Raw genomic sequence first — 25275 nt, 5'->3', positions numbered from 1 at the left:
TTTTTGACGGGTGTTTTTCTGACGCCTCTGCTTCAATGGCGCCATTGATCCTTCCCAAGGATGAGAACCGTTATGGAAATCTCCGGTAACACAGCTTTTTATGCAGGTCTGAGCTCCATTCAGAGCGGGCAGAACCGCGTCGATCAGGCGGCCAGCCAGATTGCCAATAATACGATTGAACGCTCGGTGACCAGCCAGTCGTCCGAAGTGCAGGTTGACCGTCTACGCGGTGTCGATCGTGCCCAGCAATCGGATCTGGCCAGCAATATGGTCGAGATGTCTCAGGGCAAGATCCAGGCGGAGCTGGGTGTGAAGGTCGCCAAAGCCTCCGACGAAGTGCTCGGTACGATCATCGACACCTTCGCCTGATTTTTCTGTCTTCTGCACGCTGAACGCCGCGACCTGTCGCGGCGTTTTTCATGGTAAGTCCTTCTCCCTCAACTAATCTTTTTTCAGCACCCGTGACTCGTGCGAGCTCATGGCGGTTTGCTGTGCCCTGCGTTTGAAAATTCTGATGACGAACGGCAAAAGATCGATGCTTGACAAGATTTCGGCGTAAACGTATGTTTCAAACAACTGTTTGACCGTCACAACAAATCAACACGGTCGTTCATTCCCGGTTACATCAGCAGAGGTTTATCGCTATGCCTGACTACAAGGCCCCCTTGCGTGATATTCGCTTCGTTCGTGACGAACTGCTCGGCTACGAAGCGCACTATCAGAGCCTTCCGGCTTGCGCAGACGCAACTCCGGACATGGTTGACGCCATTCTCGAAGAAGGCGCCAAGTTTTGTGAGCAGGTACTGGCACCGCTGAACCGCGTGGGCGACCTCGAAGGTTGCACCTGGAGCGAGTCCGGCGTGAAAACCCCGACCGGCTTCAAAGAGGCTTACAAGCAATTCGTCGAAGGCGGTTGGCCAAGCCTGGCCCACGACGTTGAGCACGGCGGCCAAGGCCTGCCGGAGTCGCTGGGTCTGGCCGTGAGCGAAATGGTTGGCGAAGCCAACTGGTCGTGGGGCATGTACCCAGGCCTGTCGCACGGCGCGATGAACACCATCTCCGAGCACGGCACTCCAGAGCAGCAAGAAGCCTATCTGACCAAACTGGTTTCCGGCGAATGGACCGGCACCATGTGCCTGACCGAACCGCACTGCGGCACCGACCTGGGCATGCTGCGCACCAAGGCCGAACCTCAGGCCGACGGCTCCTACAAAGTTTCCGGCACCAAGATCTTCATCTCGGCCGGTGAACACGATATGGCCGACAACATCGTCCATATCGTACTGGCCCGCCTGCCGGACGCACCGGCTGGCACCAAAGGCATCTCGTTGTTCATCGTTCCGAAATTCATGCCGAATGCTGATGGCACCGTCGGTGCACGCAACGCAGTGAGCTGCGGTTCGCTGGAACACAAGATGGGCATCCACGGCAACGCTACCTGCGTGATGAACTTCGACGGCGCCACCGGTTACCTGATTGGCCCGGCGAACAAAGGCCTGAACTGCATGTTCACCTTTATGAACACCGCACGACTGGGTACCGCGCTGCAAGGTCTGGCCCACGCCGAAATCGGTTTCCAGGGCGGTTTGAAATACGCTCGCGATCGTCTGCAAATGCGCTCCCTGACTGGCCCGAAAGCGCCGGACAAAGCTGCTGACCCGATCATCGTGCACCCGGATGTACGCCGCATGCTGTTGACCATGAAGGCGTTCGCCGAAGGCAACCGTGCGATGGTGTACTTCACCGCCAAACAGGTCGACATCGTCAAATACGGCGTCGATGAAGAAGAGAAAAAGAAAGCTGACGCACTGCTGGCCTTCATGACTCCGATCGCCAAAGCGTTCATGACCGAAGTCGGTTTCGAATCCGCTAACCACGGCGTACAGATCTACGGCGGCCACGGCTTCATCGCCGAGTGGGGCATGGAGCAGAACGTTCGCGACAGCCGCATTTCGATGCTGTACGAAGGCACCACCGGTATCCAGGCACTCGACCTGCTGGGCCGTAAAGTGCTGATGACTCAAGGCGAAGCCCTGAAAGGCTTCACCAAGATCGTCCACAAGTTCTGCCAGAACAACGAAGGCAACGAAGCCGTTGCAGAATTCGTCGCACCGCTGGCCGCGATCAACAAGGAATGGGGCGAGCTGACCATGAAGGTCGGTATGGCCGCCATGAAAGATCGCGAAGAAGTCGGTGCGGCTTCCGTGGACTACCTGATGTACTCCGGTTATGCCTGCCTGGCTTACTTCTGGGCCGACATGGCGCGTCTGGCTGCTGAAAAGCTGGCCGAAGGCACCGGCGACGCGGCGTTCTACACCGCCAAGCTGCAAACCGCGCGCTTCTACTTCCAGCGCATTCTGCCGCGTACCCGTACCCACGTGGCCACCATGCTGTCGGGCGCCAACAACCTGATGGACATGAAAGAAGAAGACTTCGCACTGGGCTACTAAGTCTTAGCGCGGTCTTTTGAAAACCGCTGCTCCTGTTAGGGGGCGGCGGTTTTTTTGTTAGTGAATCGCTCAGATAGTCGGGCTTCCGGCCGTTAAAGAGACAGTGTGTGATCTGGGTCACATTGTGTGGGCTTGGCCGCACTTTGCAGGCACAATGCCATCTCTTTGATATGACGGGTCGGAGCTTTACCCTTGCCGCGTTCTTCCGCTGTACGTTTCAGCCATTTCCTACCTTCACTGCTGTTGTTACTTGCGGGGTTGGCGGCTGCGTACGTCAAAGACCTCAGCGTGTTCTTCACGTCGCTGTTCAACGTGTTGCCGACTTTGGTGCTGTTGCTGGGCGGCGCTTATTGCGCGGTTTACCGGCGTCAGCGCGAACTGTTTCTGATGCTCACGGTGTACATCGCCTACTTTTTGCTCGACACCCAGACCGACTATTACCGCGACAACGGCAAGGTCCGCGAAGACGCTGCGGTGGTCTTCCATCTCGTCTGTTTATTGCTGCCGTTGTTGTTTGGGCTGTTTGCGGCGTGGCAGGAGCGCACGCATCTGTTTCAGGACATGGTCGCGCGCTTCGCCGTTTTGCTGGCCTTCGGCAGCGTGGCGCTGGGACTTGAACAAAGTTATCCCCAGGCGCTGCTGATCTGGCTGTCGGAGATCCGTTGGCCGGCGCTGCACGGCGCGTGGATGAGTCTGATTCAGCTGTCCTATCCGGTGTTTATTTCGGCGTTCCTGCTACTGGCCTGGCAATACTGGCGCAATCCGCGTCCGCTGCATGCGGCGCAATTGGTTGGCCTGCTCGGCGTGTTCTGGATGCTGCCGAAAACCTTCATCCTGCCGTTCACCCTGAACATCATGTGCAGCCAAGTGATGTTGATGATCGCCGCAGCGGTTGCGCACGAGGCTTATCAAATGGCCTTCCGCGACGAACTCACCGGTCTGCCGGGCCGTCGCGCGCTCAACGAACGCATGCAACGCCTTGGTCGCAACTACGTATTGGCGATGAGTGACGTCGATCACTTCAAAAAATTCAACGACACCCACGGCCACGATGTCGGTGACCAGGTACTGCGATTAGTCGCCAGCAAACTGTCGAAAATCAGCGGTGGCGGTAGGGCGTATCGCTATGGCGGTGAGGAATTCGCCTTGGTGTTTGCAGGCAAAACCCTTGAGGAGTGTATGCCGCACCTTGAGGTGATCCGCGAGTCGATTGCGTCCTACAACATTCAGCTGCGAAATCAGGAAAACCGCCCGCAGGATGATCAGCAAGGTCGTCAGCGCCGCGCCGGCTCGGGTGCCTCCAGTGTGTCGGTGACGGTGAGCATCGGCGTCGCTGAACGAGTGGAGCAACGCAACCCGGAACAAGTGCTCAAGTCTGCCGACGAGGCACTCTACGCCGCTAAAGGCGCGGGGCGTAATTGCGTGATGGCCTACGGACAAAACCGCCGTGGCGCGGTGCGCATGGACGCTGCCGCAGGTTGAGTGATGACGGCGCATTCAGCGTCTGCACAGTGATTGTGGGGTGTGGGGGCCGGCAGGTAGGTTGGAGAAAACTGCTGACGGAGAAGCCACCATGCCTGAGTACAAAGCTCCCCTGCGCGACATGCGCTTTCTGATCGACCACGTCTTCGACTTTCACAGCAACTACGCCGCCCTCGGCGCCCACGACGCCAGCCCGGACATGATCAACGCGATCCTTGAAGAAGGCGCGAAGTTCTGCGAGAACGTTCTGGCGCCGCTCAATCGCAGCGGTGACGAAGAGGGCTGCCATTTCGACAACGGTGTGGTGACAACGCCTACAGGCTTCAAGCAAGCCTTCGCACAATATGTCGAGGGCGGCTGGCACGGTCTGGCGGCGGATCCGGCTTATGGCGGGCAGGGCTTGCCGAGTTCGCTGGGGCTGGTGATCAGCGAAATGGTCGGCTCCAGCAATACCTCTTGGGGCATGTACCCGGGTTTGACCCACGGCGCGATGTCGGCGATCCACGCTCACGGCAGCGCTGAGCAAAAAGACACCTACCTGAGCAAACTCACCGCCGGCCAGTGGACCGGCACCATGTGCCTGACCGAAGCCCACTGCGGCACCGACCTGGGCATCATCAAGACCCGCGCCGTGCCTCAGGCCGACGGTAGCTACGCGGTCACCGGCAGCAAGATTTTCATCTCCGCCGGCGAGCACGACATGAGCGATAACATCATCCATCTGGTGTTGGCCAAGTTGCCGGATGCGCCGGCCGGGACCAAAGGGATTTCGCTGTTTATCGTGCCGAAATTCTTGCCGGATGCGGCGGGTGAGGCAGGCGAGCGCAACGGCGTGTCCTGCGGTTCGATCGAACACAAGATGGGCATCAAGGCCTCGGCCACTTGCGTGCTCAACTTCGACGGCGCCAAGGGTTACCTGATCGGCGAGCCGAACAAGGGCCTGAACTGCATGTTCACCATGATGAACCACGCACGGCTCGGTACCGGGATGCAGGGTTTGTGTTTGGGTGAAGCGAGTTTCCAGGGCGCCATCAAATACGCCAACGACCGCTTGCAGATGCGTTCACTGACGGGCGCCAAAGCCCCGGACAAAGCCGCCGACCCGATCATCGTCCACCCGGACGTGCGGCGCATGTTGTTGACCATGAAAGCCTTTAACGAAGGCAATCGGGCGCTGACCTACTTCACCGCGCAGTTGCTCGATGTCGCGCATCTGAGCACTGATGTCGAAGCACGGCAGGAGGCCGAGGATTTGTTGGCGTTCCTCACGCCGATCTGCAAAGCGTTCATGACCGACACTGGCCTGGAAGTGACCAACCACGGCATGCAGGTATTCGGTGGCCACGGCTTCATTCGTGAATGGGGCATGGAACAGTTGGTTCGCGACTGTCGGATCGCGCCAATCTACGAGGGCACCAACGGTATTCAGGCGCTGGACCTGCTCGGGCGCAAGGTGTTGGGCAGTCAGGGTAAGTTGCTGCGCGGTTTCACCAAAATCGTCCATAAGTTCTGCGCGGCCAACGCTGAGCACCCGCAGCTGGGCAGTTTCGTTGCGCAGCTCAATGAGCTGAACCAGCAGTGGGGCGACCTGACCATGAAGATCGGCATGGCGGCCATGAAGAACCCGGATGAAGTGGGCGCGGCGTCGGTGGATTACCTGATGTACAGCGGTTACATCATTCTCGGTTATCTGTGGTTGCGCATGGCGTTGGTGGCGCAGGCGCAGCTGGAGTCGGGCGAGGGTGAGGCGGATTACCTGCGCGGGAAATTGGCGACGTGCGAGTTCTACTTCAAGCGTTTGTTGCCGCGTACGGCGGCGCATCGGGCGGCGATCGAGGCGGGGAGTGATTGCCTGATGAAACTGTCTGCGGAGTTGTTTGCACTTTAGAGAAGATAAAAAGATCGCAGCCTTCGGCAGCTCCTACAGGGAATCGGGCGTTGTCGAGGCTGCGATTTTTTGTGGTGACTAAAAATAACAAATCAGTCACCGGTTGACCCTATGTGTCGCAAAAGTTGTTGAGGTACACTCGGGCTCAGAAAACATCATTCCACGAATCACCTGTTTAGATCTTGCGAGGTTTGCCATGGCTGACTACAAAGCGCCGCTGCGCGATATGCGCTTCGTCCTCAATGAAGTGTTCGAAGTCGCCAAACTCTGGGCCGAACTGCCGGCGCTGGCTGAGACTGTCGACGCCGAAACCGTTGAAGCCATTCTCGAAGAGGCCGGCAAGGTCACCAGCAAAAGCATCGCGCCGCTGAGCCGTGCCGCTGACGAAGAAGGCTGTCACTGGGCCGACGGCGCCGTCACCACTCCAGCCGGTTTTCCACAGGCTTATCAGACTTACGCCGAGGGCGGCTGGGTTGGCGTCGGTGGCGATCCGCAATACGGCGGCATGGGCATGCCCAAAGCCGTATCGGCGCAGGTTGAAGAAATGGTCAACTCCGCCAGCCTGTCGTTCGGTCTGTACCCGATGCTGACCGCTGGCGCCTGCCTGTCGATCAACGCCCATGCCAGCGAAGAGCTGAAAGCCGCGTACCTGCCGAACATGTATGCCGGCGTCTGGGCCGGCTCCATGTGCCTGACCGAGCCGCACGCCGGCACCGACCTGGGGATTATTCGGACAAAAGCCGAGCCTCAGGCCGACGGTTCCTACAAAGTCAGCGGCACCAAAATCTTCATTACCGGTGGCGAACACGATCTCACCGAAAACATCATTCATCTGGTGTTGGCGAAACTGCCGGACGCCCCGGCGGGTCCGAAAGGCATTTCGCTGTTCCTGGTGCCGAAGTTCATGGTCAATGCCGACGGCAGTCTGGGCGCACGCAATCCGGCGAACTGCGGTTCGATCGAACACAAGATGGGCATTCAGGCGTCCGCGACCTGCGTGATGAACTTCGACGAAGCCGTGGGTTATCTGGTTGGCGAGCCGAACAAAGGCCTGGCCGCGATGTTCACCATGATGAACTACGAGCGCCTCGGCGTCGGCATCCAAGGCCTGGCCACCGGCGAGCGTTCGTATCAGAACGCCGTTGAATACGCCCGCGACCGTCTGCAAAGCCGTTCGCCGACCGGCGCGCAGAACAAAGACAAAGTCGCTGACCCGATCATCGTCCACCCGGATGTGCGGCGCATGCTGCTGACCATGAAAGCCTCGAACGAAGGCGGCCGTGCGTTCTCCACCTACGTGGCGATGCAACTCGACACCGCCAAGTTCAGCGAAGACGCCACCACCCGCAAGCGTGCAGAAGATCTGGTCGCGTTGCTGACGCCGGTAGCCAAGGCATTCCTCACCGACCTGGGTCTGGAAACCACCGTGCACGGCCAGCAGATTTTCGGCGGCCACGGCTACATCCGCGAATGGGGCCAGGAGCAACTGGTGCGCGACGTGCGTATCACTCAGATCTACGAAGGCACCAACGGCATTCAGGCGCTGGACCTGGTCGGTCGTAAGATCGTCGGCAGCGGCGGCGCGTTCTACAAGCTGTTCGCCGACGAGATCCGCCATTTCACCGCGACAGCCAGTGCCGATCTGGGCGAATTCACCAAACCGCTGAACGATGCCGTCGACACGCTCGACGAGCTGACCTCGTGGTTGCTGGATCGGGCAAAAAACAACCCGAACGAAATTGGCGCGGCTTCGGTCGAATATTTGCAAGCATTCGGATACACGGCGTATGCCTACATGTGGGCATTGATGGCCAAAGCTTCGCTGGGCAAAGAAGCGCAAGACGATTTCTATGCCAGCAAACTGGGCACTGCGCGCTTCTATTTCGCCCGCTTGCTCCCGCGGATTCACTCGTTGAGTGCGTCAGTAAAGGCCGGTAGCGAGTCGCTGTTCCTGCTGGATGCAGCGCAATTCTGATGCGATGACGTCATGTAAGCATTCTCTTACATGACGTGCTGCTGTTCTCCCATAGGCGAAGATTGGATCCACAGCTAATCTACATTTCATGGACGTCGCGCAGGAAGCGCAAAGCAACAACACGGACACGTAGGATTCTGCCAGGGTGGCGGAGTGAAATGGATGTCAGGGAAACAGTCTGCAAAGCCCCGCTTCGGCGGGGTTTTCTTTTGCCTGAAGAAAAGTGCTCAGACCAAAGGGTCGAGCGGCGGCTTTAATTCTCGCTCCATCACTTCTTCCAGCAACGTCCGCAACAGCGCCAAAGAGGCCTGCTGGCGCTGCACATCGCGACACACCAGGCCAACCTTCAGCGGCACGCGCGGTTCGCTCAGCGGTTTCCACAACAGATCCTGATCGTCGTATTCCTTCTGCGAACGCCCCGGCAGCACTGTCGCCAGTTTGGTGTGTGGAAGGCTGTCGAGAATACCCACCATATTGTTCAACTCGGCTTGTACCTGCGGACGGCGCCCGAGGGCGGTCAGTTGCGCCTGCCATATCTGGCGGATCTGGAACTCTTCGCCCAGCAGCAACATCGGCAATTCGGCAGCCTGACGCATCGAGACTTTCTTGAATTCACGCAATGGATGATCCGCCGGGATGACCAGCGTCAGCTCATCTTCGTAAAGCATCACACCGTGCAGGCCCGGTTGGCGCGGCGGCAGGTAACTGATGCCGATGTCCAAAGAACCGTTGAGCAGCCGCCGTTCGATCTCAAGTCCGGTCAATTCATAGATCTGCACCACCAGATGTGGCTGTGCCTTGCGCACCCGCTCAAGCATTTGCGGGACCAGACTGGTGTGCACCGTTTGCAGCACGCCGATCGCCAGCGTGCGCAAGGCCTGGCCCTTGAAGTTGCCCAGCGCCTCGCGCGCCCGTTGCAAGCCATCGAGCAGCGGCAACGCATGGTTGTACAACGTGTGCGCGGCGAGGGTCGGCAGCAGGCGCTTGCTGCTGCGCTCGAACAAGGTGACGTCGAGGTTCTGTTCGAGCTGGCGGATCTGCTGCGACAGCGCCGGTTGCGAGATCGACAGGCGTTCAGCCGCCCGGCCGACATGACCTTCTTCGTAGACCGCGACGAAATAACGCAGTTGTTTGAAATCCATAAGTAATGCTTATCGAAAATGCTGGTAAATCGAAATGGCCCGAAGCCGTCAGTAAGCCTAGTCTAACCGCATTCACAAGGCTTGCAGGGCCAGAAAGCGCGATGAATAGCGATCGCTTCGACAGTGTTTGCATAGGCAGTTCAAAAAACCTCGAACGAGGATTTTTTCAATGAATCTGTTCAGTTTGCGGCGGCAGGCGCCAAGCCTTGATGACCTCGCTTTCGAGGCCAACCCTTCAGACATCAGCGAAAGTCTCAGCGCCGAGCGCCTGATGCCTAGCGTCGAACGGCCGCAACAGGTGTTTGTCCGTGGTCAGGGGTCGTGGCTGTGGGGCAGTAACGACCGCGCGTATCTCGACTTTTCTCAGGCCGGCGGCGCCAACAGCCTCGGCCACAGCCCGTCGGCGCTGGTCAAAGCCATCAGCAGTCAGGCGCAGGCGCTGATCAATCCCGGCTTCAATCTGCACAATCGAGGCATGCTCAGCCTTGCCGAGCGTCTGTGCGCCGCTACCTCCAGCGATCAGGCCTACCTGCTCAACAGCGGCAGCGAAGCCTGTGAAGCGGCGATCAAACTCGCGCGCAAATGGGGGCAGCTGCATCGCGGCGGCGCCTCGCGGATCATTGTCGCGAAGCAGGGTTGTCACGGTCGCAGTCTGGCGACGATTTCCGCCTCCGACAGCTGCAACCTGCACAACCGTTTTGCGCCGTTGCTGCCGGGGTTTGATCTGGTGCCGTTCAACGACTTGCCGGCCCTGCACGCCGCGGTCGATGCGCAAACCGTCGCGATCATGCTGGAGCCGATTCAAAGCGATGCCGGCGTTATTCCGGCCACTGAACATTACCTCAAGGGCGTCGAACGACTCTGTCGTGAACTGGGCATTCTCTTGATCCTCGACGAAGTGCAAACCGGCATCGGCCGCTGCGGCGCTCTGCTCGCGGAACAGTCCTACGGCGTGCGCGCCGATATCGTCGTGCTCGGCAAAGGACTTGGCGGCGGTGTGCCATTGGCGGCGCTGCTGGCGCGGGGCAAAGCGTGCTGTTTCGAGGCCGGCGAACTGGGCGGCACCCATCACGGCAATGCATTGATGACGGCGGCCGGTCTGGTAGTGCTCGACAGCGTGCACGACCGCAGTTTCCTCCAGCAGGTCAACGACAACGGCCAGTACCTGCGCGAAGGCCTGGTCCGATTGGCACACCGCTATTACCACGGCGAACTGCGCGGTCAAGGCCTCTTCTTCGGACTGACCCTGTCAGACGATTCCGCAGAGGCCGTGGTCCACGCCGCCCTGCACGAAGGCCTGCTGCTCAATGCGCCGCAAGCCAACTGCCTGCGTTTCACCCCGGCCCTCACCGTCAGCAAAACCAACATCGATGAAATGCTCCTGCGCCTAGGCCGCTCCTTCTCGCGAGTGCGCACCGCGCAACTGCAATGCCGCAAAGGGATTGCCGTCTGAGCTGAAGTTTCCCACCCGATTTCCAGAACCGTCTCGCGGTATAACGCACGCCCCACGCCTGATTCTTTTGGCGTGGGGCGTTTTTTTTGTGGCCGGGTTTTGCAGATGGCGTTTAGTGCTTGAGAGTTCGTTGTGCGAATGGTTTTTTAGAAAGTCCCTGCAGGGAATGCGGGGGCAGACCGATCGATATTTTCGAGACGGATGGCTTTGTAATCTATACCACTGGGTGGTATGTTTTTTGGAAGGGATACCGATGTCATTCAGGCTGTTCAAAACCAAGGGTTTTGCGATACGAGCCGGCAAGGCTTGGATCAGCGACGCGGAGCTCCGGGAAGCATTTTGCGAGATGCTTGAAGGTCAGGCTGACGATCTTGGTGGTGGCGTCTGGAAGAAGCGGTTGAACGCCAACCGTCATCGTTCGATTGTTTTGGCTAAGGGCGGGCGTTACTGGATCTATCAAGTGCTGTTCGCCAAGAAAGATCAGAGCAACATCACAACATCCGAATTGAAGGATTTACGAAAGTTAGCCAAAACCTATGCTCAACTGACCGAGGAGCAGATCCGGGATTTGTTGGCAATGAAGGAGTTTGTGGAGATATTTCATGAGTAAGAAATTCAAAAGTGAAGTTTTTGAATCGATACACGAATCAGCCAGCGCTCTACTGGCTGTCGGAGCAATCAGCAAGGCAACAATGCGGGAGTTTGATGAGTCGTGTCTGGCAACGGTTCCTGAAGCGATCCCGGCGGAACAGATCAAGGCTCTGCGCGAACGCAATAACGTCAGCCAGCCGGTATTCGCTCGCTACTTGAACACTAGCGCGTCGACAGTCAAACAATGGGAGTCGGGAGACAAACACCCCAGCGGAATGGCGCTGAAGTTACTGAGCATCGTGCAGAAGCACGGACTGCAAATTCTTAGCTGAGCTATCAGTTTGATACCGACACTGTGATTAGCACTGAACCCTGACGAACGGCGCGGGTCGATTAGCTTGTATGGCTCAAATGAGCCAACCCCCACACAGGAGCTGCCCCATGGATTTCATTCGCATCATCATCGCTATACTGTTGCCACCACTGGGCGTGTTTCTGCAGGTCGGATTTGGCGGGGCGTTCTGGTTGAACATTCTGCTGACGTTGTGCGGGTATATTCCGGGGATCGTGCATGCGGTGTATATCATCGCCAAGCGCTGAGTCAGCGGCATAAACCTGTAGGTGCTGCGCCACGCTGCGATCTTTTGATTTTAATTCGAGGATCAGGATCAAAAGATCGCAGCGTGCCGCAGCTCCTACAGGAAGAGGGTTTCAGTCTGTAAATCCCATCACCCGCCGATAGAACTTCCACTCCTGCTCCAGCGCATGCGCCTGATTGGCGGCGAGGCGGAAGCCGTGGCGTTCGTCGGGGTAGTAATGCGCTTCGACCGGGACGCCGTTTTGCTCCAGCGCCGTGACCATGTCGCGGGTCTGTTGCGGGACAACGACGGCGTCCAGTTCACCTTGAAAGAAGATCACCGGTACGCGGATGTTGTTTGCGTGCAACAACGGCGTGCGGGCGGCGTAGCGTTCGGCGTCTTGCTCGGGATCGCCGATCAGCCAGTCCAGATAATCACCCTCGAATTTGTGCGTTGCCCGAGCCAATGCAACCGGGTCGCTAACGCCGTACAAACTCGCTCCGCCGCGGAAGACGTGTTTGAACGCCAGCGCACATAACGTGGTGTAGCCGCCTGCGCTGCCACCTCGAATGAATGCGCGTTCACCGTCGATCAAACCCTGTTCGGCGAGATAACTCACCGCCGCACAAGCATCCTCGACATCCACCTCGCCCCAGCTCAGATGCAGTGCCTGTCGATATTCCCGGCCATATCCACTGCTGCCGCGATAGTTGAGATCGGCGACGGCGAAGCCGCGTTGCGTCCAGTATTGAATGCGCGGGTCGAGCATCGGATAGCAGGCTGACGTCGGGCCACCGTGGATGAATACTACCAACGGCGGTTTCGTCTCACCGCTCATGGCAGGGTAGAAAAAACCGTGAGCCTCACCCGAGCCACTCGGGTAACGCAGGGTTTGCGGGCGACTGATGCGTTCGGCAGGCAGGGGCGCTACGCCACCGGCCAACACCTTCACTTCGCGCGTGGTTCGATCAATGGCGATGACCGCCGAAGGACTGATCGGCGAGGCGGCGATGCAGTAGATAAATTGCGCATCCAAAGCCAAATGCCGGAAACGACTGTAGTCACCGGTGAGGTCGTCATCGCCTAATGTCAGACGGCCAAAGCCGCCTTCACTCCAACTGGCTAAAACCGAATCTTCAACAGGCAACCAAGTGCAGCCGCCCAATTGCCAAGGCGCCGGAGCGTGATCGGCTTGCGCAGCGGGTAATGGCGCCAAACCGTCGGAAGTCTCAGCCCATGGCTGCCAGAATCCACCACGATCGGTCAGGCAACAAAGGCGATTGTCGGCATCGAATCGAGGTTGTTGGATCGACTCTTCAAGCTCGACACCAGCGACACATTGCGGCGAACCAAATGCACCGTCAGTCAAACGCTCGGCCACCATCAACCGAGTCGACGTCCACGGCTGATGCGGCCGACTCCACTCGATCCAGGCCAAACGCTGGCCATCCACACTGAGGATTGGCGCCGCATAAAAATCCGCGCCTTCAGCCAATAAATGCCGCGTCCCGTCAGCGAGACCGATTGCTACCAGCCGATGCTGATCTTGCTGTTCTTCGACCGCCAGCACCTGGCCGGAAGCAAAATGCAGATCGCCATAACGGCACTCGCCCGACGTCAATGCTTCAGGCTCGCCATCGAGATTTTGGCGATACAACTGCTGATCCGCCTCAGCAACGAAAACCACCCCGTTCGGCGTCAGACAAAACGCACCACCGCCATATTCGTACACCCGACTGCGCACGCTGAAACCGTCTGGCGTAAGACAATTCGCCATGCCATCGCGCCAATGCCAGATCCGGCACGCGGCATCCTCCGGTCGATATTCATTCCAGAACAACCCGTTGGCGCCGAGCTGCAACTCGGCGAAGTCCATACCGGCAGCGACGGCTTGCGAGGCGCTGAAAGGCTCAGCCCTTGGCGATGAGGCGCGAGTTTCGTTCATTGCGGAAGGCCAGTTGTTCGATGGTTTGGGTGGCGGTCTCGGCTTCTTCGCGGGCCTTGAGAATCACACCGTGATGTTCGGACTTGCTGCACACCGGGTCGGCATTGCTCGCATCGCCGGTGAGCATGAACGCCTGGCAGCGGCAGCCGCCGAAGTCTTTTTCTTTCTCGTCACAAGAGCGGCACGGCTCGGGCATCCAGTCGTAACCACGGAAGCGGTTGAAGCCGAACGAGTCGTACCAGATGTGTTGCATGCTGTGATCGCGCACATTGGGAAACTGCACCGGCATCTGTCGGGCGCCGTGGCAGGGCAGCGCGGTGCCGTCCGGGGTGACCGTCAGAAAGATACTGCCCCAGCCGTTCATGCAGGCTTTCGGGCGTTCTTCGTAGTAATCCGGGGTGACGAAAATCAGTTTGCACGGATGCCCTTCGGCTTCCAGCTTGGCGCGGTATTCGTTGGTGATGCGTTCGGCGCGCACCAGTTGTTCCTTGGTCGGCAACAGGCCGACACGATTGAGCTGCGCCCAACCGTAAAACTGGCAGGTGGCGAGTTCGACAAAGTCGGCTTCGAGCGCTATGCACAGTTCGATGATGCGGTCGATCTTGTCGATGTTGTGCCGATGGGTGACGAAGTTCAGCACCATCGGATAGCCGTGGGCCTTCACTGCGCGGGCCATTTCCAGCTTCTGCGCGAAAGCCTTTTTCGAACCGGCGAGCAGGTTGTTCACTTGCTCGTCGCTGGCTTGGAAACTGATCTGGATATGATCGAGGCCGGCCTTCTTGAAGTCGCTGATTTTCTGCTCGGTCAGGCCGATGCCGGAGGTGATCAGGTTGGTGTAGAAACCCAACTGCCGCGCTTCATGAATCAGCTCGGCGAGATCCTGACGCACCAGCGGCTCGCCGCCGGAAAAACCCAGTTGCGCCGCGCCCATCTCCCGCGCCTCGCGGAACACCTTGATCCATTGTTCTGTGGTCAGTTCTTTGCCCTGCTCGGCGAAATCCAGCGGATTGGAGCAGTACGGGCATTGCAGCGGGCAGCGGTAGGTCAGCTCGGCGAGCAGCCACAGCGGCAGGCCGATTTCAGGCTTGGCCGGCAGATCAGGCAAGTTCGATCCAGTGCTGCGCACGGGCAACCTCCATGAATTGCTCGATGTCATCACCGAGCTCAGGCACGCCGGGGAACTGCTCGTCGAGTTTGGCGATGATCGCCGCGACATCGCGTTCACCGTCGATCAGCCCACCGATCAGCGCGGCGCTGTCGTTGAGTTTGATCATGCCTTCGGGGTAGAGCAGCACGTGACCTTTCTGCGCCGGTTCGTACTGGAAGCGGTAGCCGGGACGCCAGGTCGGGACTTTGCTGCGGTCGAAACTCATAAGGTGATTCCTTTATGCCAGACGCGTTGTTCGGTGACGCTGTGATACGGCGGGCGGTTCAGTTCGTAGGCCATGCTCATGGCATCGAGCATGCTCCAAAGAATGTCCAGTTTGAACTGGAGAATTTCCAGCATGCGCTCCTGGCCTTCACGCGTCTTGTAGTGCTCAAGCGTGATTGCCAGACCGTGCTCGACATCACGCCGTGCCTGACCGAGGCGGGTGCGGAAGTATTCGTAACCGGCCGGGTCGATCCACGGGTAATGCTGCGGCCAGCTGTCGAGGCGCGACTGGTGGATCTGCGGTGCAAACAGTTCGGTCAACGAGCTGCTGGCGGCTTCCTGCCAACTGGCGCGGCGGGCGAAGTTGACGTAGGCGTCGACGGCAAAGCGTACGCCGGGCAATACCAGTTCTTGGGAGCGCAGTTGATCCGGATCGAGACCGACCGCTTGACCGAGGCGCAGCCAGGCTTCGATACCGCCGTCTTCACCGGGAGCGCCGTCGTGGTCGAGCAGGCGCTGAATCCATTCGCGGCGGATTTCCCGATCGGGGCAATTGGCGAGGATCGCCGCGTCCTTCAGGGGGATGTTCACCTGATAGTAGAAGCGGTTGGCGACCCAGCCCTGAATCTGTTCGCGAGTTGCTCGGCCTTGGTACATCGCCACGTGGTAGGGGTGGTGGATGTGGTAGTAGGCGCCTTTGGCGCGCAGGGCCGCTTCGAATTCGGTGGGGGACATTGGCGTGTCAGTCATGTCTGTTCTCCGGGAACAACCGTTGGATTCTGTGGTGTCTGTCAGGACGTCATCGCTGGCAAGCCAGCTCCCACAGGTTTTGTGTACACCACAGAACCTTGTGGGAGCTGGCTTGCCAGCGATGGGGCCATCCGCTACAGCACAATACTCATGCCGTCATACGCCACTTCAACATCACGCCGCGCCAACTCGGCACGCTCCGGCGAATCCTCATCGAGAATCGGATTGGTGTTGTTGATGTGGATAAGCACCTTGCGCTGCTCTGGCAGTTGTTCCAGCACTTCGAGCATGCCGCCAGGCCCGTTCTGTGCCAGGTGACCCATCTCGCGACCGGTGCGCGTGCCGACGCCACGGCGCTGCATTTCATCGTCATCCCACATCGTGCCGTCGACCAACAGGCAATCACTGCCCGCCATGATCTCCAGTAACGGTGCGTCGACCTTGCCCAGCCCCGGCGCGTAGAACAGCTTGCCGCCGGTGTTCAGGTCTTCAACGATCAAACCGATGTTATCGCCCGGATGCGGATCGAAGCGGTGTGGCGAATACGGCGGCGCCGCGCTGCGCAACGGCAGCGGAGTGAAGCGCAGGTTCGGGCACGCCGCCACGGTGAAACTTTGGTCGAGTTCGATGCGGTTCCAGTCCAGTCCACCGTTCCAGTGGGTGAGCATCTTGAACAGCGGAAAACCAGTGCTCAGATCTTCATGAACCATGTCCGTGCACCAGACCTGATGCGGGCAGCCTTCGCGCAGGCTGAGCAGGCCGGTGGTGTGGTCGATCTGGCTGTCCATCAGGATGATCGCGCTGATGCCGGTGTCGCGCAGGGCCCGGCCCGGTTGCATCGGGGCGAAGCTTTGCAGTTGCGCGCGGATGTCCGGCGAGGCGTTGCACAACACCCAGTTCACGCCGTCGTCGGAAATCGCGATGGACGATTGGGTGCGGGCCTTGGCATTCAGGCTGCCGTCGCGAAAGCCTGCGCAATTGACGCAGTTGCAGTTCCACTGCGGAAAACCGCCGCCAGCGGCCGAACCCAGAATCTGGACGAACATGAACACTCCATCATTTCAACGCGGAAAATAAAACGCCTCGGCGAGCCGAGGCGTTGCACTGCAATTCTACGTAAGCAGAACTCAGCGGCTGGCGAAGTACATGGTGACTTCGAAGCCGATACGCAGGTCGGTGTAAGCCGGTTTTGTCCAGGACATGGTGTGTCTCCTCAGGGTGGGTGGGATAGCGCTGTCCATAGTTATAGTCCACGGCAGCGCAAAGATGTTCCAAATAGTTAGGCTGCTATGTTACTCAAAATTTCCGGGTAAATGCCCGTGAATCTTTGAGAAAGCTCCTTGCAGCCTTGGTAATGATCAATTTGCTGCTTGCCATGAGGTCTCGGGTGCCGGATCGCTGGCGAGGCAGAGCCAGCCGCCTTCGACGTTGCTCAAGCGCTGCGCAGCGCTGAGCAATGTCTGGCGATCCAGTTGGCCGATGGCGGCGATCAATTGCTCAAGATAATCCGACGAGTGACCTGCAAGCCTGGCCTGCCAAAGCAGTTCGGCGGCGTCTTTGCTGGACAGGTTGGCGTCGTCGAATTGATCAGCGAGGCTCTGGCGTTGTTGCTCGAAGCTCGACTCATCATTCTTTTCGACCAGCATTGGCAGGCTTTCGAAGAACTGCCGAATGTGGCCGAGCAGTTCCACGGGTGGGGTGTTCGGGGATTGCACGCCGAACAGCATGGCCGTCTGGCCGTGAATCTGGCGCAGTGCGCTGAAAACTGCATAACCCAATTGCAATTCGACCCGCAGGCGCTGGTAGAAAGGTGTCTGGCACAACTGCGCCAACAGCCGCCACGCGGCTTCGTCGGCGAGGCTGCGGCTGGCAGTCGGGCAGAACAGCAGCAAGGCGTATTCGCTGGAGGCGGTATCGATATGTCGCCAGTGTTTTTGCGCGGTGATCGTCGTCGGCGCTGGCAACTGATTGTCCGCAATCCCGGGAATCCGGCTCAGGGCCAAGCCCATGGCAGATTGAGTCTGTTGATTCAGGCCCAGGGCGAGGCCGTCCCAGCGTGAAGTTGTCCACAGGTGTTGGGCGTCGTCGCCGGTTTTGGCTGATTCCAGCGTCTGTTCCGGCAACGTTTTCAACAGTTGGCGGATGGGGTTCAACGGCGCTTGCGGTTCACTGCGCGGCGAATCGGGGTCAACTTGCGTCAGAGATTTCAGCGCATGTTCAAGGACGCTGGGCATTGGCTCTTGCAGCCCGGTGAGTTTCAGCAGCCATTGATTGCCAGAGGCGCTGAAAGACAGGTCGACGCCGGCTTCTCGGGCGTCTTGCTGCGTTTGCCGAAGACTACGCTGCAACCTCGATTGCAGATCAGCGCTGGCTGCAACTTCCACCTGCCAGCGCAGATAAACTGCGCCTTCATCCGTGTTGTCCGGCAACGCCTGACTGAACTGCATCGGCGAGCGTTCACGACGGCCGCGCGAACGATCCTGAGCGAACGTGCGCAGCCCTCGGTGGGCACTGGTCTGGCCGCGAATCAGCCCGGCGTTGGCCAAGGGTTCGCTGGCTCTCAGAAAAGGATTGGCAGCAGGCAGGCTCCAGTGATCGCTGAAGTTATCCACAGTGCCGATTTCGCTGAGAATCTGTGTAAGGGCTTTAACGCCGGAATCAGACAACCCGACTTCCAACGCTTCACTATCGAGCCGCGCCAGTTGCAGCGCGCCGCTGACTTGTTGCTGACGCTGAAGCAGCGCCGCGTATTCTTTTTGCAGTGGCGCCCAATCTTGTTGAGCAAAGAAACTCATCCAATCCAGCACCCGCTCGGCAATGGCGTTTAACGATTCGAACGCTGCGCTGAACTCCAGATGCAGCAACGCTTGGCTGGCAAAGTGATAGACCGGCGCAGCTTTTAATCCATCAGCCAGATTCTGCTGCTGCAAATGCGCCAGCAAGCCTCCGGGTTTGGCGCTGTTCAACCAATGGCAAAGGAATGCCAAAGCCTCGCCAGACGACTCAGGCAAGGCATCGAACGCAAACATCAGGTTGCCGCGTCGCTCAGCCACCTGTTGATAACTTTTTACCGCCAGCGGTATGGATGCCGCCTGCGCAACTTTATCCCCAGCTGGCAAATCCGCTGCAAATTGTTCAGCCAGTGCTTTCAGTTCCTCAAGACTCTGCGGTCCGACCAGACTCAGCGTCATCTGCCCAGTCCGATAAAACTGCTGGTGGAAGTCTTTCAACGCCTGTTGAAACGCAGATTGTTCGACTGGCAGGCTGTCGCGATTCCCCGCATGAAATCCGCGCAACGGATGATCTGCCGGTAAACCTTCGTACAAGGAAAACTGCTGCTGCGCCGCAGAATCCTGCGTCCATGCGACAAATTCTGCCTGCAACACTTCCCGTTCCCGCAACTGATCGTCCAGATTCATACGCGGCTGAGCGAGCATGTCTGACAGACGCTCCAGCCCGTCGCTGAATGAGCGCGTCGGCAATTCAAAGAAAAGGTCAGTAGTACGTTCGCGCGTGCTGGCATTCACTTGCCCACCATGACGCTGTACGTAGGCCATCAGCCCATCGCCGGCAGGAAAACGCTCGGTGCCGAGAAACAGCAAGTGCTCCAGAAAGTGCGCCAGTCCCGGCCATGCCAGCGGCACATCATGGCTACCGACAGCCACGCGCAATGCAGCGGCACTGCGCTTCAGCCCGGGCACATGACGCAGGGTCACGCGCAAGCCGTTGGCCAGGGTTTCAGAGTGGAGGCGGGGGTGAGTCGGCGCAGGCATGGGCACTTCCAGAACAGTGAAGTGCCAATGCTAGCGGATTAGCGCTGGTTGAGCGCGTCGTAAAGTTCGGGGCGACGGTCGCTGAGGTAGCGATTGGCGGCGCGGGAGTCGAGCATCAACTGTCGATCGAGCTTGCCGATGATCAGCGTTTCGTCGAGTCCGGCCTGAGCGATGCGGCTGCCATCCGGTGCGGCGATGCTGCTTTGCCCGCAGTAATGGATGTCACCTTCGTGGCCGCAGTAGTTGGCGTAAGCCACGTAGCATTGGTTTTCGAAGGCGCGTGAACGCACGGTGACGTCAGCGACAAAATCAAACGGGATCATGTTCGCCGTCGGCACCAGAATCAATTCGGCGCCGGCGAGCGCCAGACGTCGGGTGTTTTCCGGAAACTCCAGGTCGTAACAAATCAGGAAACCGAGCTTCCAGCCGTTGAGTTCGACGATGGGAAAATCATCATTGCCGGGGCTGAACATCGAGCGATCCAGATCACCGAACAGATGCGTCTTGCGGTAATTGCACAGGCGCTCACCGCTCGAATCGATCAACTGCACCGCGTTGTAAATCTGCCCGTCGGCGGTGCGCTCCGGATAACCGTAAGCAATCGCCAGACCCGCAGCCTTGGCGATCCGGCCGATCTGCTGCGCCCATTCACCGTTGTAGACCTCGGCCAAGGTGCTGACCGCTTCGGCGCCGATGTTGTAGCCGGTCATGAACATCTCCGGCAGCACCAACAGGTCGGCACCCTTGGCCTCCATCGCCAGTTGATGCAGGCGTTGCAGGTTGGCGGCGGGCTCCAGTGGCAGCGGTGGACATTGGTAAAGGGCTACACGCATCAGGAATTCCTCTTACTCGGGCAGGGCGATAGGGCCGATGTCTTTGAACACATCACCCGGGCCCGGGTTCGCTTTATGTGTCGAACCGCCGAAATGCTTCATGATCCCCCACACCGCGTTGAGCGACGTCTGCACTGCGCCTTCGACCCATGCCGGCGTCCACGAAACATCGTCGCCAGCGATAAAAATCCCGCGCTGCTCGGCTGGCATTTCGTCCTGCATGAAGTGCGCGTACATGCGCTGGTTGTAGCGATAGTGGCCGGGCAGGGCGCCTTTGAATGCACCGAGGAAATGCGGGTCGGCTTCCCACGACACGGTGATCGGATCGCCGATGATCCGCGCAGCGATGTCGACTTTCGGGTAGATCTTTTTCAACGCATTCAACGCAAGCTCAACGCGTTTTTCCACCGGATGCGGCAGCATCTTCAGCGCGTCGCTCATCCACGAATAAGACAGGCAGATCACGCCCGGTTTGTCGTCGCCATTGTCGAACAGGTAAGTGCCACGGGTCAGGCGATCGGTGAGGGTCATGCTCATCAGGTCGCGGCCGGTTTCCGGGTCCTTGTCCTTCCAGAACGGCCGGTCGACCATCACGAAAGTCTTCGACGATTGCATGTAGCGGGTGCGGTCGAGGGCCATCCACATTTTCTGCGAGAACAGGCTTTCGTCGCATTCGATCTGGGTGGTCAACAGCCAGCTCTGACAAGTGGTCAGCACGGCGGCGTATTCGCGGGTGTCGCCATTATTGTCGGTGACCGCGAAACGACCATCCGCCGCGTGGGCAATTTTCTTCACGCCGGAGCGCGGCGCACCACGGTGCAGGGATTTCAGGCTGGTACCTTCAGGCCAATGCACGCAACGTTCCGGCACATGCCGCCAGATGCCCTGCGGTACTTGTTCGACGCCGCCGACCACCAGATGCTGATGATCGTCGCAGTTGGTCATCACCACGCGGAAGATTTCCAGCATCGAGTTAGGAAAGTCCGAATCCCAGCCGCCGGTGCCGAATCCGACTTGGCCGAACACTTCGCGATGATGGAACGACAGTTTGGCGAAGGCTTCCGAGGTGGCGACGAAGTCATAAAACGTGCGGTCGTCCCACAGCGGCACCAAGGTATTCCACAGCTCTTTCAGGCGCGGCACATCGCGGTCGCGAATAGCTTGCTGGATATCGGCGAACTGCGAACCGGCCTCCAGCGCATCCGCCCAGGCGTCAGCCACTTCCTGGAACAGTGCAGGAAGATCCGCCAGTTTTTGTGCGTAATGGGTTTTGCCTTCCAGGTCGATCACCGTGCTGCCAGAGGCCGGCGTCAGCGGGTTCGGGAAAGGTTTGGTTTCGAGGCCGAGCTTGTCGACGTAGTGATAAAACGCGGTGGAAGACACCGGGAAACGCATGCCGCCCAGTTCAGCGACGATGCCGTCGGTGCCGTTGAAGGCCTGCGAGCGCAGACGGCCACCCAGTTTCGATGCTTCGTAAACCACCGGTTTCAGGCCGAGCTTCATCAACTCGTAAGCGGCCACCAGGCCGGCGATGCCTGCGCCGACGATCGCCACTTCAGCGCCGTGATTGTGCTCAGGAATGCTGCCGAGACCGGCCGGGTGTTCGATCCAGTCGTCAAACGCGAACGGAAAGTCCGGACCGAAAATGGTGACTGGTTTCTTACCGTCTACAGGATGGCGATTGTTCTTGTTCATGGCTGACCTTGATGGCGACCCGACGCAGGATGCGCGTCTGAGTATAGGAAAAGTTGCCAGCCATTCTAGGGAGCGTAGAACACGTTAATAAGACGCAAAGTGTCGTCGTTTTGCCAGATTAGCGATCAATATGACGAGCAGTGGCTACACACCGACCAAAATTTGCGAGAGAGCCTGCTCGAGAAGAAGCTCTGAAATCCACCCGAGAAGCCCGATCAAAATCTTAAACCGGCTGCCCCCGATCAATCTTGCTACTCAAAATGATCGAAGTCGTGGTCTTCTCCACCCCGTCCACGCTGCCAATCTGATCGAGTAACTGATCCAGTTGCTCCGGCGAGTCCGTACGCAACCACGCCACATAATCAAACTCGCCACTCACGGCACACAGTTGCTGCACCTGTGCCATCGCACTCAACCGGCGCAACACCTCTTTGCCTGAGCGCGGCTGCACCTTGATCCCGACATACGCCTGCAACCCGCCATCGACCACCCGCTGACCCAGGCGTACGCCATAGCCGGTGATCACTTTGGCTTTTTCCAGGCGCGCCAGACGCGACGTCACGGTGGTGCGCGCAATGCCCAATTGCCGGGCAAGCATGGCCACGCTCTCACGAGCATTGATCTGCAGGGCAGCGATCAACTGACGATCGATTTCATCAAGCACGGGCGGGCGGATGTCTGGCAAGGGGCGGCTCCATTGGCGCGGATCGGTGGTTGGCGCATGTTACAGGCTCAATTGCCGGGACGCTTGCAGGCGATGATTGGGTTTCATCCGCATGTCGAGGCTATTGTCCTGCTGAAACCTGACCGTTGATTCGAGCCCGTGTTTCTTACGCCAGTACCTTGGCAAATGCCTCCCGGAATCGGCGCATGTCATCGTCCGTGCCGACACTCACTCGAACCCAGGTCGGCCATTCTTTCCATACGCGACCGACATGAACGTGGCGCTCGGCCAATGCCTTTACCACGGCAGCCGCAGGGCGTCTGACATCAATCATGAAGCAATTGGCCTGGGACGCTGTGCAACGAAAACCTCGCGCACTCAGCCAGGCGATGGTTTCCTCTCGCAGACGCGTGTTGTTCTGTTTCCTTTGCGCCAGCAACGAAGCGTCCTCAAGGCTGGCGATTGCTCCCAGCAAAGAAGAAGCGGCCGGGACGTTGTAGTTGCCGAACACTTCCAATTGTTCCAACAGCGCAGGGTTACCTACTGCGATGCCGAGCCTTGCACCCGCCATGCCGTAGATTTTCGAAAAGGTACGCAGCACCAGCAGGTCGGGGTGATCCTTGACCAGTGGGATGCAGGTGATGGCCTGCGAGAAATCGATGTAAGCCTCATCCACCAACAGAATCGAGCCTTTGGGTTTGTCCTTCAACGCGCGTTCAATATCGCTGCGGGCAGTGAGGGTGCCGGTCGGATTATTTGGATTGCAGATGTAGATCAACCCCGGCTGATGATCGGCAGCCAGCATGCGCGGCAGGTCGTGAGCATGCTCAGCGTTCAGCGGTACTTCGTGGACAGCGACATTTCTACCGCGCGCAGCCTGGACGGGATCTTCATAGGACGGTGCGGCAACCACCAGACTTCCCTGTTGCGTGAAGGCATGCACGGCGTGCTGCAGGGCCTGCTTGGAGCCGCTGTAGGTCTGCACGAAATCTTCGGGAATGCCTTGCTGGCGGGCAAACAGTGCATTGAGCCGGTACTGGATCTTGTAGGGATAACGTCCCGACAGGGCGATACCTTCCTGCATCGCTTGTCGAGCAGCCGTCGAGGGTCCCCAAGGGCTTTCGTTGAAGTTGATCAGCACCTCGTCAGAAGTTGCCGCTACAGAGGCTGTTTCAATTTGAGCCTGAGCCCAAGGATTGTGCGCCAGCAGTGGCAGTGTCGCGGCAAATCCAACGAATGAGCGTCGAGTGACATCAACCATGAGAACTCCCTTTTCGGATCATCAGATGCGCCACTGCTGTGTGGCCCCTTTAATGAAGTAACGAAATGGTTAATGGTTGATTTACCGTTGAGGCACTGTGAAAAGCGATGGCACACTCAGCCCTGAAATAGATCTATGCAGTTTTCTGGATACAAGGCGTTTGCCATCTGCACTCTTCAGAGGGTCTTTGCGTTTTCTAGTGAACGTGGCAAAGGCCTTCTGGCTCGACGAGATACCTGCATTACGCGGCGCTCGACAAGTTGGTAACTGACGAATGAAACGAGAATGACCGCACTATAAGAAATGGTCCAGAAAAGTATGGCGCTCCACAGCCCGCCGTTGGAGTAACCGAGCATGCTCCAAATACGACCGCAGACACTTAATGTGAGGATGTGCGACAGATACATTGAATAGGAAATGTCGCCGATAAATGCTAACAGGCGAGGAGCGTGTTTTTTGCTTATGACTTTTTGCAAGGCACAAGCCAATAACAATAGAGCGTAGCCACCGCCGACCAGGAATGCCCTTTTCAGTGATATCGCCTGAATAACATCAGCATTGCCCACTGTTTTATCGAAAAACGCGTAGAGCAGACTGCTCATCCCCACCGCTGCAAGTAACACGGGGGGTATCGTTTTCAGGCCGCGTTGCGCAAGCTTCAGATAAGCGACGCCCGACAGCGCGCCGAGTATGAATTCGATTGAAAATTCGTGGGTGATAATCCGCAGATAAGGAGCGCCCGTTGTGGTCATGAAAAAAGAAGCGAAGACAATTGCAAGCAACCACACGAGCAAGGCAGCCGAAACGTACTGTACTGGCAGCTTCAATATCAAGGCGAAGACCAGGTAAAACCATATTTCATGCGTGAGTGACCACGCAACCATCACCAGGGGAGCTGACTCTTCAGGTAGTAATAGAAAGGACGAAAGGATATTTGAATGGCCGCTCTGAGAGTTGTTTACCAGTTCTGGCCTGATGATGAAGACCAATAGGACTGCCAGAAAATAAACCCAGTAGGTCGGGTAGATTCGAAGAAAGCGGCCCTTGAGAAAGTTTAATGTCTCGCCGCGCAGCCCAAATTTTTTGCGAAAGGCGATGATCATTACGAAGCCACTGAGTGCGAAGAACAGGTCGACGCCTGTTTGTCCGAATACAAACAGCTCGGGAATGATCAACTCACTCTGTAGGTATTTTGTATTGATAAAAATAGAATGGAACGCAACAACCAGAAGAGCCGCCAGGCCTCTAGCAGCTTGTAGCGAGGTAAGTTTATGCACCTGATTTCGTCCTTCGAACTGGCTAGACATCCTGTGTTGGCAGTTTGAAAGTAACGCATCTTTGACGCAAGGGCGAAGCGCGGAAACTGCCATTTGCCATACGGCAATCGATTTCAAAAAATTGCAACGTTACGGCGGGTGTTGAG

General features: G+C 58.2%; 22 protein-coding genes. 9 read left to right on the top strand and 13 right to left on the bottom strand.

Annotated elements, in window-relative coordinates; translation table 11 throughout:
- Positions 1-72 precede the first annotated feature (72 nt).
- From ACZZ0A_RS22940 to ACZZ0A_RS22920, 5 genes are all read left to right on the top strand, one after another.
- Complete coding sequence (locus ACZZ0A_RS22940) at positions 73-369, top strand: hypothetical protein (protein WP_007910046.1); 297 nt, start codon at positions 73-75, stop codon at positions 367-369.
- A gap of 275 nt (positions 370-644) precedes the next feature.
- A complete protein-coding gene (locus ACZZ0A_RS22935) occupies positions 645-2450 on the top strand; it encodes a phenylacyl-CoA dehydrogenase (protein WP_095112722.1) in 1806 nt (601 codons plus the stop codon).
- Positions 2451-2642: 192 nt separating this feature from the next.
- Entirely contained in the window at positions 2643-3932 is a 1290-nt protein-coding gene (locus ACZZ0A_RS22930) for a GGDEF domain-containing protein (protein WP_007910051.1), read from the top strand.
- A 91-nt stretch (positions 3933-4023) separates the two neighbouring features.
- Positions 4024-5820, top strand: coding sequence for an acyl-CoA dehydrogenase C-terminal domain-containing protein (locus tag ACZZ0A_RS22925; RefSeq protein WP_463543768.1), 1797 nt, complete (start codon positions 4024-4026; stop codon positions 5818-5820).
- Between the two features lie 196 nt (positions 5821-6016).
- Positions 6017-7795 carry an acyl-CoA dehydrogenase C-terminal domain-containing protein gene (locus ACZZ0A_RS22920; RefSeq protein ID WP_007910055.1) on the top strand — a complete coding sequence of 593 codons (1779 nt, stop codon included), beginning with the start codon at positions 6017-6019 and terminating at the stop codon, positions 7793-7795.
- Between the two features lie 227 nt (positions 7796-8022).
- Here ACZZ0A_RS22920 and ACZZ0A_RS22915 read toward each other — a convergent pair whose 3' ends face one another.
- On the bottom strand, positions 8023-8937 hold the full coding sequence (locus ACZZ0A_RS22915) for a LysR family transcriptional regulator (RefSeq protein ID WP_463543767.1): 915 nt from the start codon (positions 8935-8937) through the stop codon (positions 8023-8025).
- Positions 8938-9106: 169 nt separating this feature from the next.
- Here ACZZ0A_RS22915 and ACZZ0A_RS22910 point away from each other — a divergent pair, with 169 nt between their 5' ends.
- The 4 genes from ACZZ0A_RS22910 (at position 9107) to ACZZ0A_RS22895 (ending at position 11581) form a co-directional block, all read left to right on the top strand.
- Positions 9107-10390, top strand: a complete 1284-nt coding sequence (locus tag ACZZ0A_RS22910) for an aspartate aminotransferase family protein (protein WP_463543766.1) — start codon at positions 9107-9109, stop codon at positions 10388-10390.
- 253 nt (positions 10391-10643) lie between these two features.
- A complete protein-coding gene (locus ACZZ0A_RS22905; RefSeq protein WP_095112718.1) occupies positions 10644-11000 on the top strand; it encodes a type II toxin-antitoxin system RelE/ParE family toxin in 357 nt (118 codons plus the stop codon).
- Positions 10993-11313, top strand: coding sequence for a helix-turn-helix domain-containing protein (locus tag ACZZ0A_RS22900; protein ID WP_007910062.1), 321 nt, complete (start codon positions 10993-10995; stop codon positions 11311-11313). The genes ACZZ0A_RS22905 and ACZZ0A_RS22900 overlap by 8 nt, the downstream gene beginning before the upstream one ends.
- Positions 11314-11422: 109 nt before the next feature.
- The gene (locus ACZZ0A_RS22895) at positions 11423-11581 is read left to right on the top strand and encodes a YqaE/Pmp3 family membrane protein (RefSeq protein WP_003228885.1); all 159 of its coding nucleotides are present in this window, start codon (positions 11423-11425) and stop codon (positions 11579-11581) included.
- 111 nt (positions 11582-11692) lie between these two features.
- Here the strand turns inward: ACZZ0A_RS22895 and ACZZ0A_RS22890 are convergent, their stop codons facing one another.
- From ACZZ0A_RS22890 to ACZZ0A_RS22835, 12 genes are all read right to left on the bottom strand, one after another.
- A complete protein-coding gene (locus ACZZ0A_RS22890; protein WP_463543765.1) occupies positions 11693-13504 on the bottom strand; it encodes a S9 family peptidase in 1812 nt (603 codons plus the stop codon).
- Positions 13470-14630 carry a pyrroloquinoline quinone biosynthesis protein PqqE gene (gene pqqE / locus ACZZ0A_RS22885; protein WP_447787346.1) on the bottom strand — a complete coding sequence of 387 codons (1161 nt, stop codon included), beginning with the start codon at positions 14628-14630 and terminating at the stop codon, positions 13470-13472. The genes ACZZ0A_RS22890 and pqqE overlap by 35 nt, the downstream gene beginning before the upstream one ends.
- Positions 14602-14877, bottom strand: a complete 276-nt coding sequence (pqqD, locus tag ACZZ0A_RS22880; RefSeq protein ID WP_007910068.1) for a pyrroloquinoline quinone biosynthesis peptide chaperone PqqD — start codon at positions 14875-14877, stop codon at positions 14602-14604. The genes pqqE and pqqD overlap by 29 nt, the downstream gene beginning before the upstream one ends.
- Complete coding sequence (pqqC, locus tag ACZZ0A_RS22875; protein ID WP_007949605.1) at positions 14874-15626, bottom strand: pyrroloquinoline-quinone synthase PqqC; 753 nt, start codon at positions 15624-15626, stop codon at positions 14874-14876. The genes pqqD and pqqC overlap by 4 nt, the downstream gene beginning before the upstream one ends.
- Positions 15627-15760: 134 nt before the next feature.
- Complete coding sequence (gene pqqB / locus ACZZ0A_RS22870) at positions 15761-16672, bottom strand: pyrroloquinoline quinone biosynthesis protein PqqB (protein WP_077574781.1); 912 nt, start codon at positions 16670-16672, stop codon at positions 15761-15763.
- Between the two features lie 81 nt (positions 16673-16753).
- Positions 16754-16828, bottom strand: coding sequence for a pyrroloquinoline quinone precursor peptide PqqA (gene pqqA / locus ACZZ0A_RS22865; protein ID WP_003422658.1), 75 nt, complete (start codon positions 16826-16828; stop codon positions 16754-16756).
- Positions 16829-16984: 156 nt separating this feature from the next.
- Entirely contained in the window at positions 16985-19399 is a 2415-nt protein-coding gene (pqqF, locus tag ACZZ0A_RS22860; RefSeq protein WP_463543764.1) for a pyrroloquinoline quinone biosynthesis protein PqqF, read from the bottom strand.
- A 38-nt stretch (positions 19400-19437) separates the two neighbouring features.
- On the bottom strand, positions 19438-20232 hold the full coding sequence (locus ACZZ0A_RS22855; RefSeq protein WP_463543763.1) for a carbon-nitrogen hydrolase family protein: 795 nt from the start codon (positions 20230-20232) through the stop codon (positions 19438-19440).
- 12 nt (positions 20233-20244) lie between these two features.
- On the bottom strand, positions 20245-21927 hold the full coding sequence (locus ACZZ0A_RS22850) for a flavin monoamine oxidase family protein (RefSeq protein WP_463543762.1): 1683 nt from the start codon (positions 21925-21927) through the stop codon (positions 20245-20247).
- Positions 21928-22150: 223 nt separating this feature from the next.
- Complete coding sequence (locus tag ACZZ0A_RS22845; RefSeq protein ID WP_007910086.1) at positions 22151-22612, bottom strand: Lrp/AsnC family transcriptional regulator; 462 nt, start codon at positions 22610-22612, stop codon at positions 22151-22153.
- Between the two features lie 145 nt (positions 22613-22757).
- Positions 22758-23852 carry a pyoverdine biosynthesis transaminase PtaA gene (gene ptaA / locus ACZZ0A_RS22840; protein WP_007910087.1) on the bottom strand — a complete coding sequence of 365 codons (1095 nt, stop codon included), beginning with the start codon at positions 23850-23852 and terminating at the stop codon, positions 22758-22760.
- 176 nt (positions 23853-24028) lie between these two features.
- The gene (locus tag ACZZ0A_RS22835) at positions 24029-25129 is read right to left on the bottom strand and encodes an acyltransferase family protein (protein WP_463543761.1); all 1101 of its coding nucleotides are present in this window, start codon (positions 25127-25129) and stop codon (positions 24029-24031) included.
- Positions 25130-25275 lie beyond the last annotated feature (146 nt).

This window comes from Pseudomonas sp. AC242, assembly GCF_979258655.1.
The sequence above is the reverse complement of the archived record's forward strand: the minus strand, read 5'-3'. Positions and strand labels throughout refer to the sequence as shown.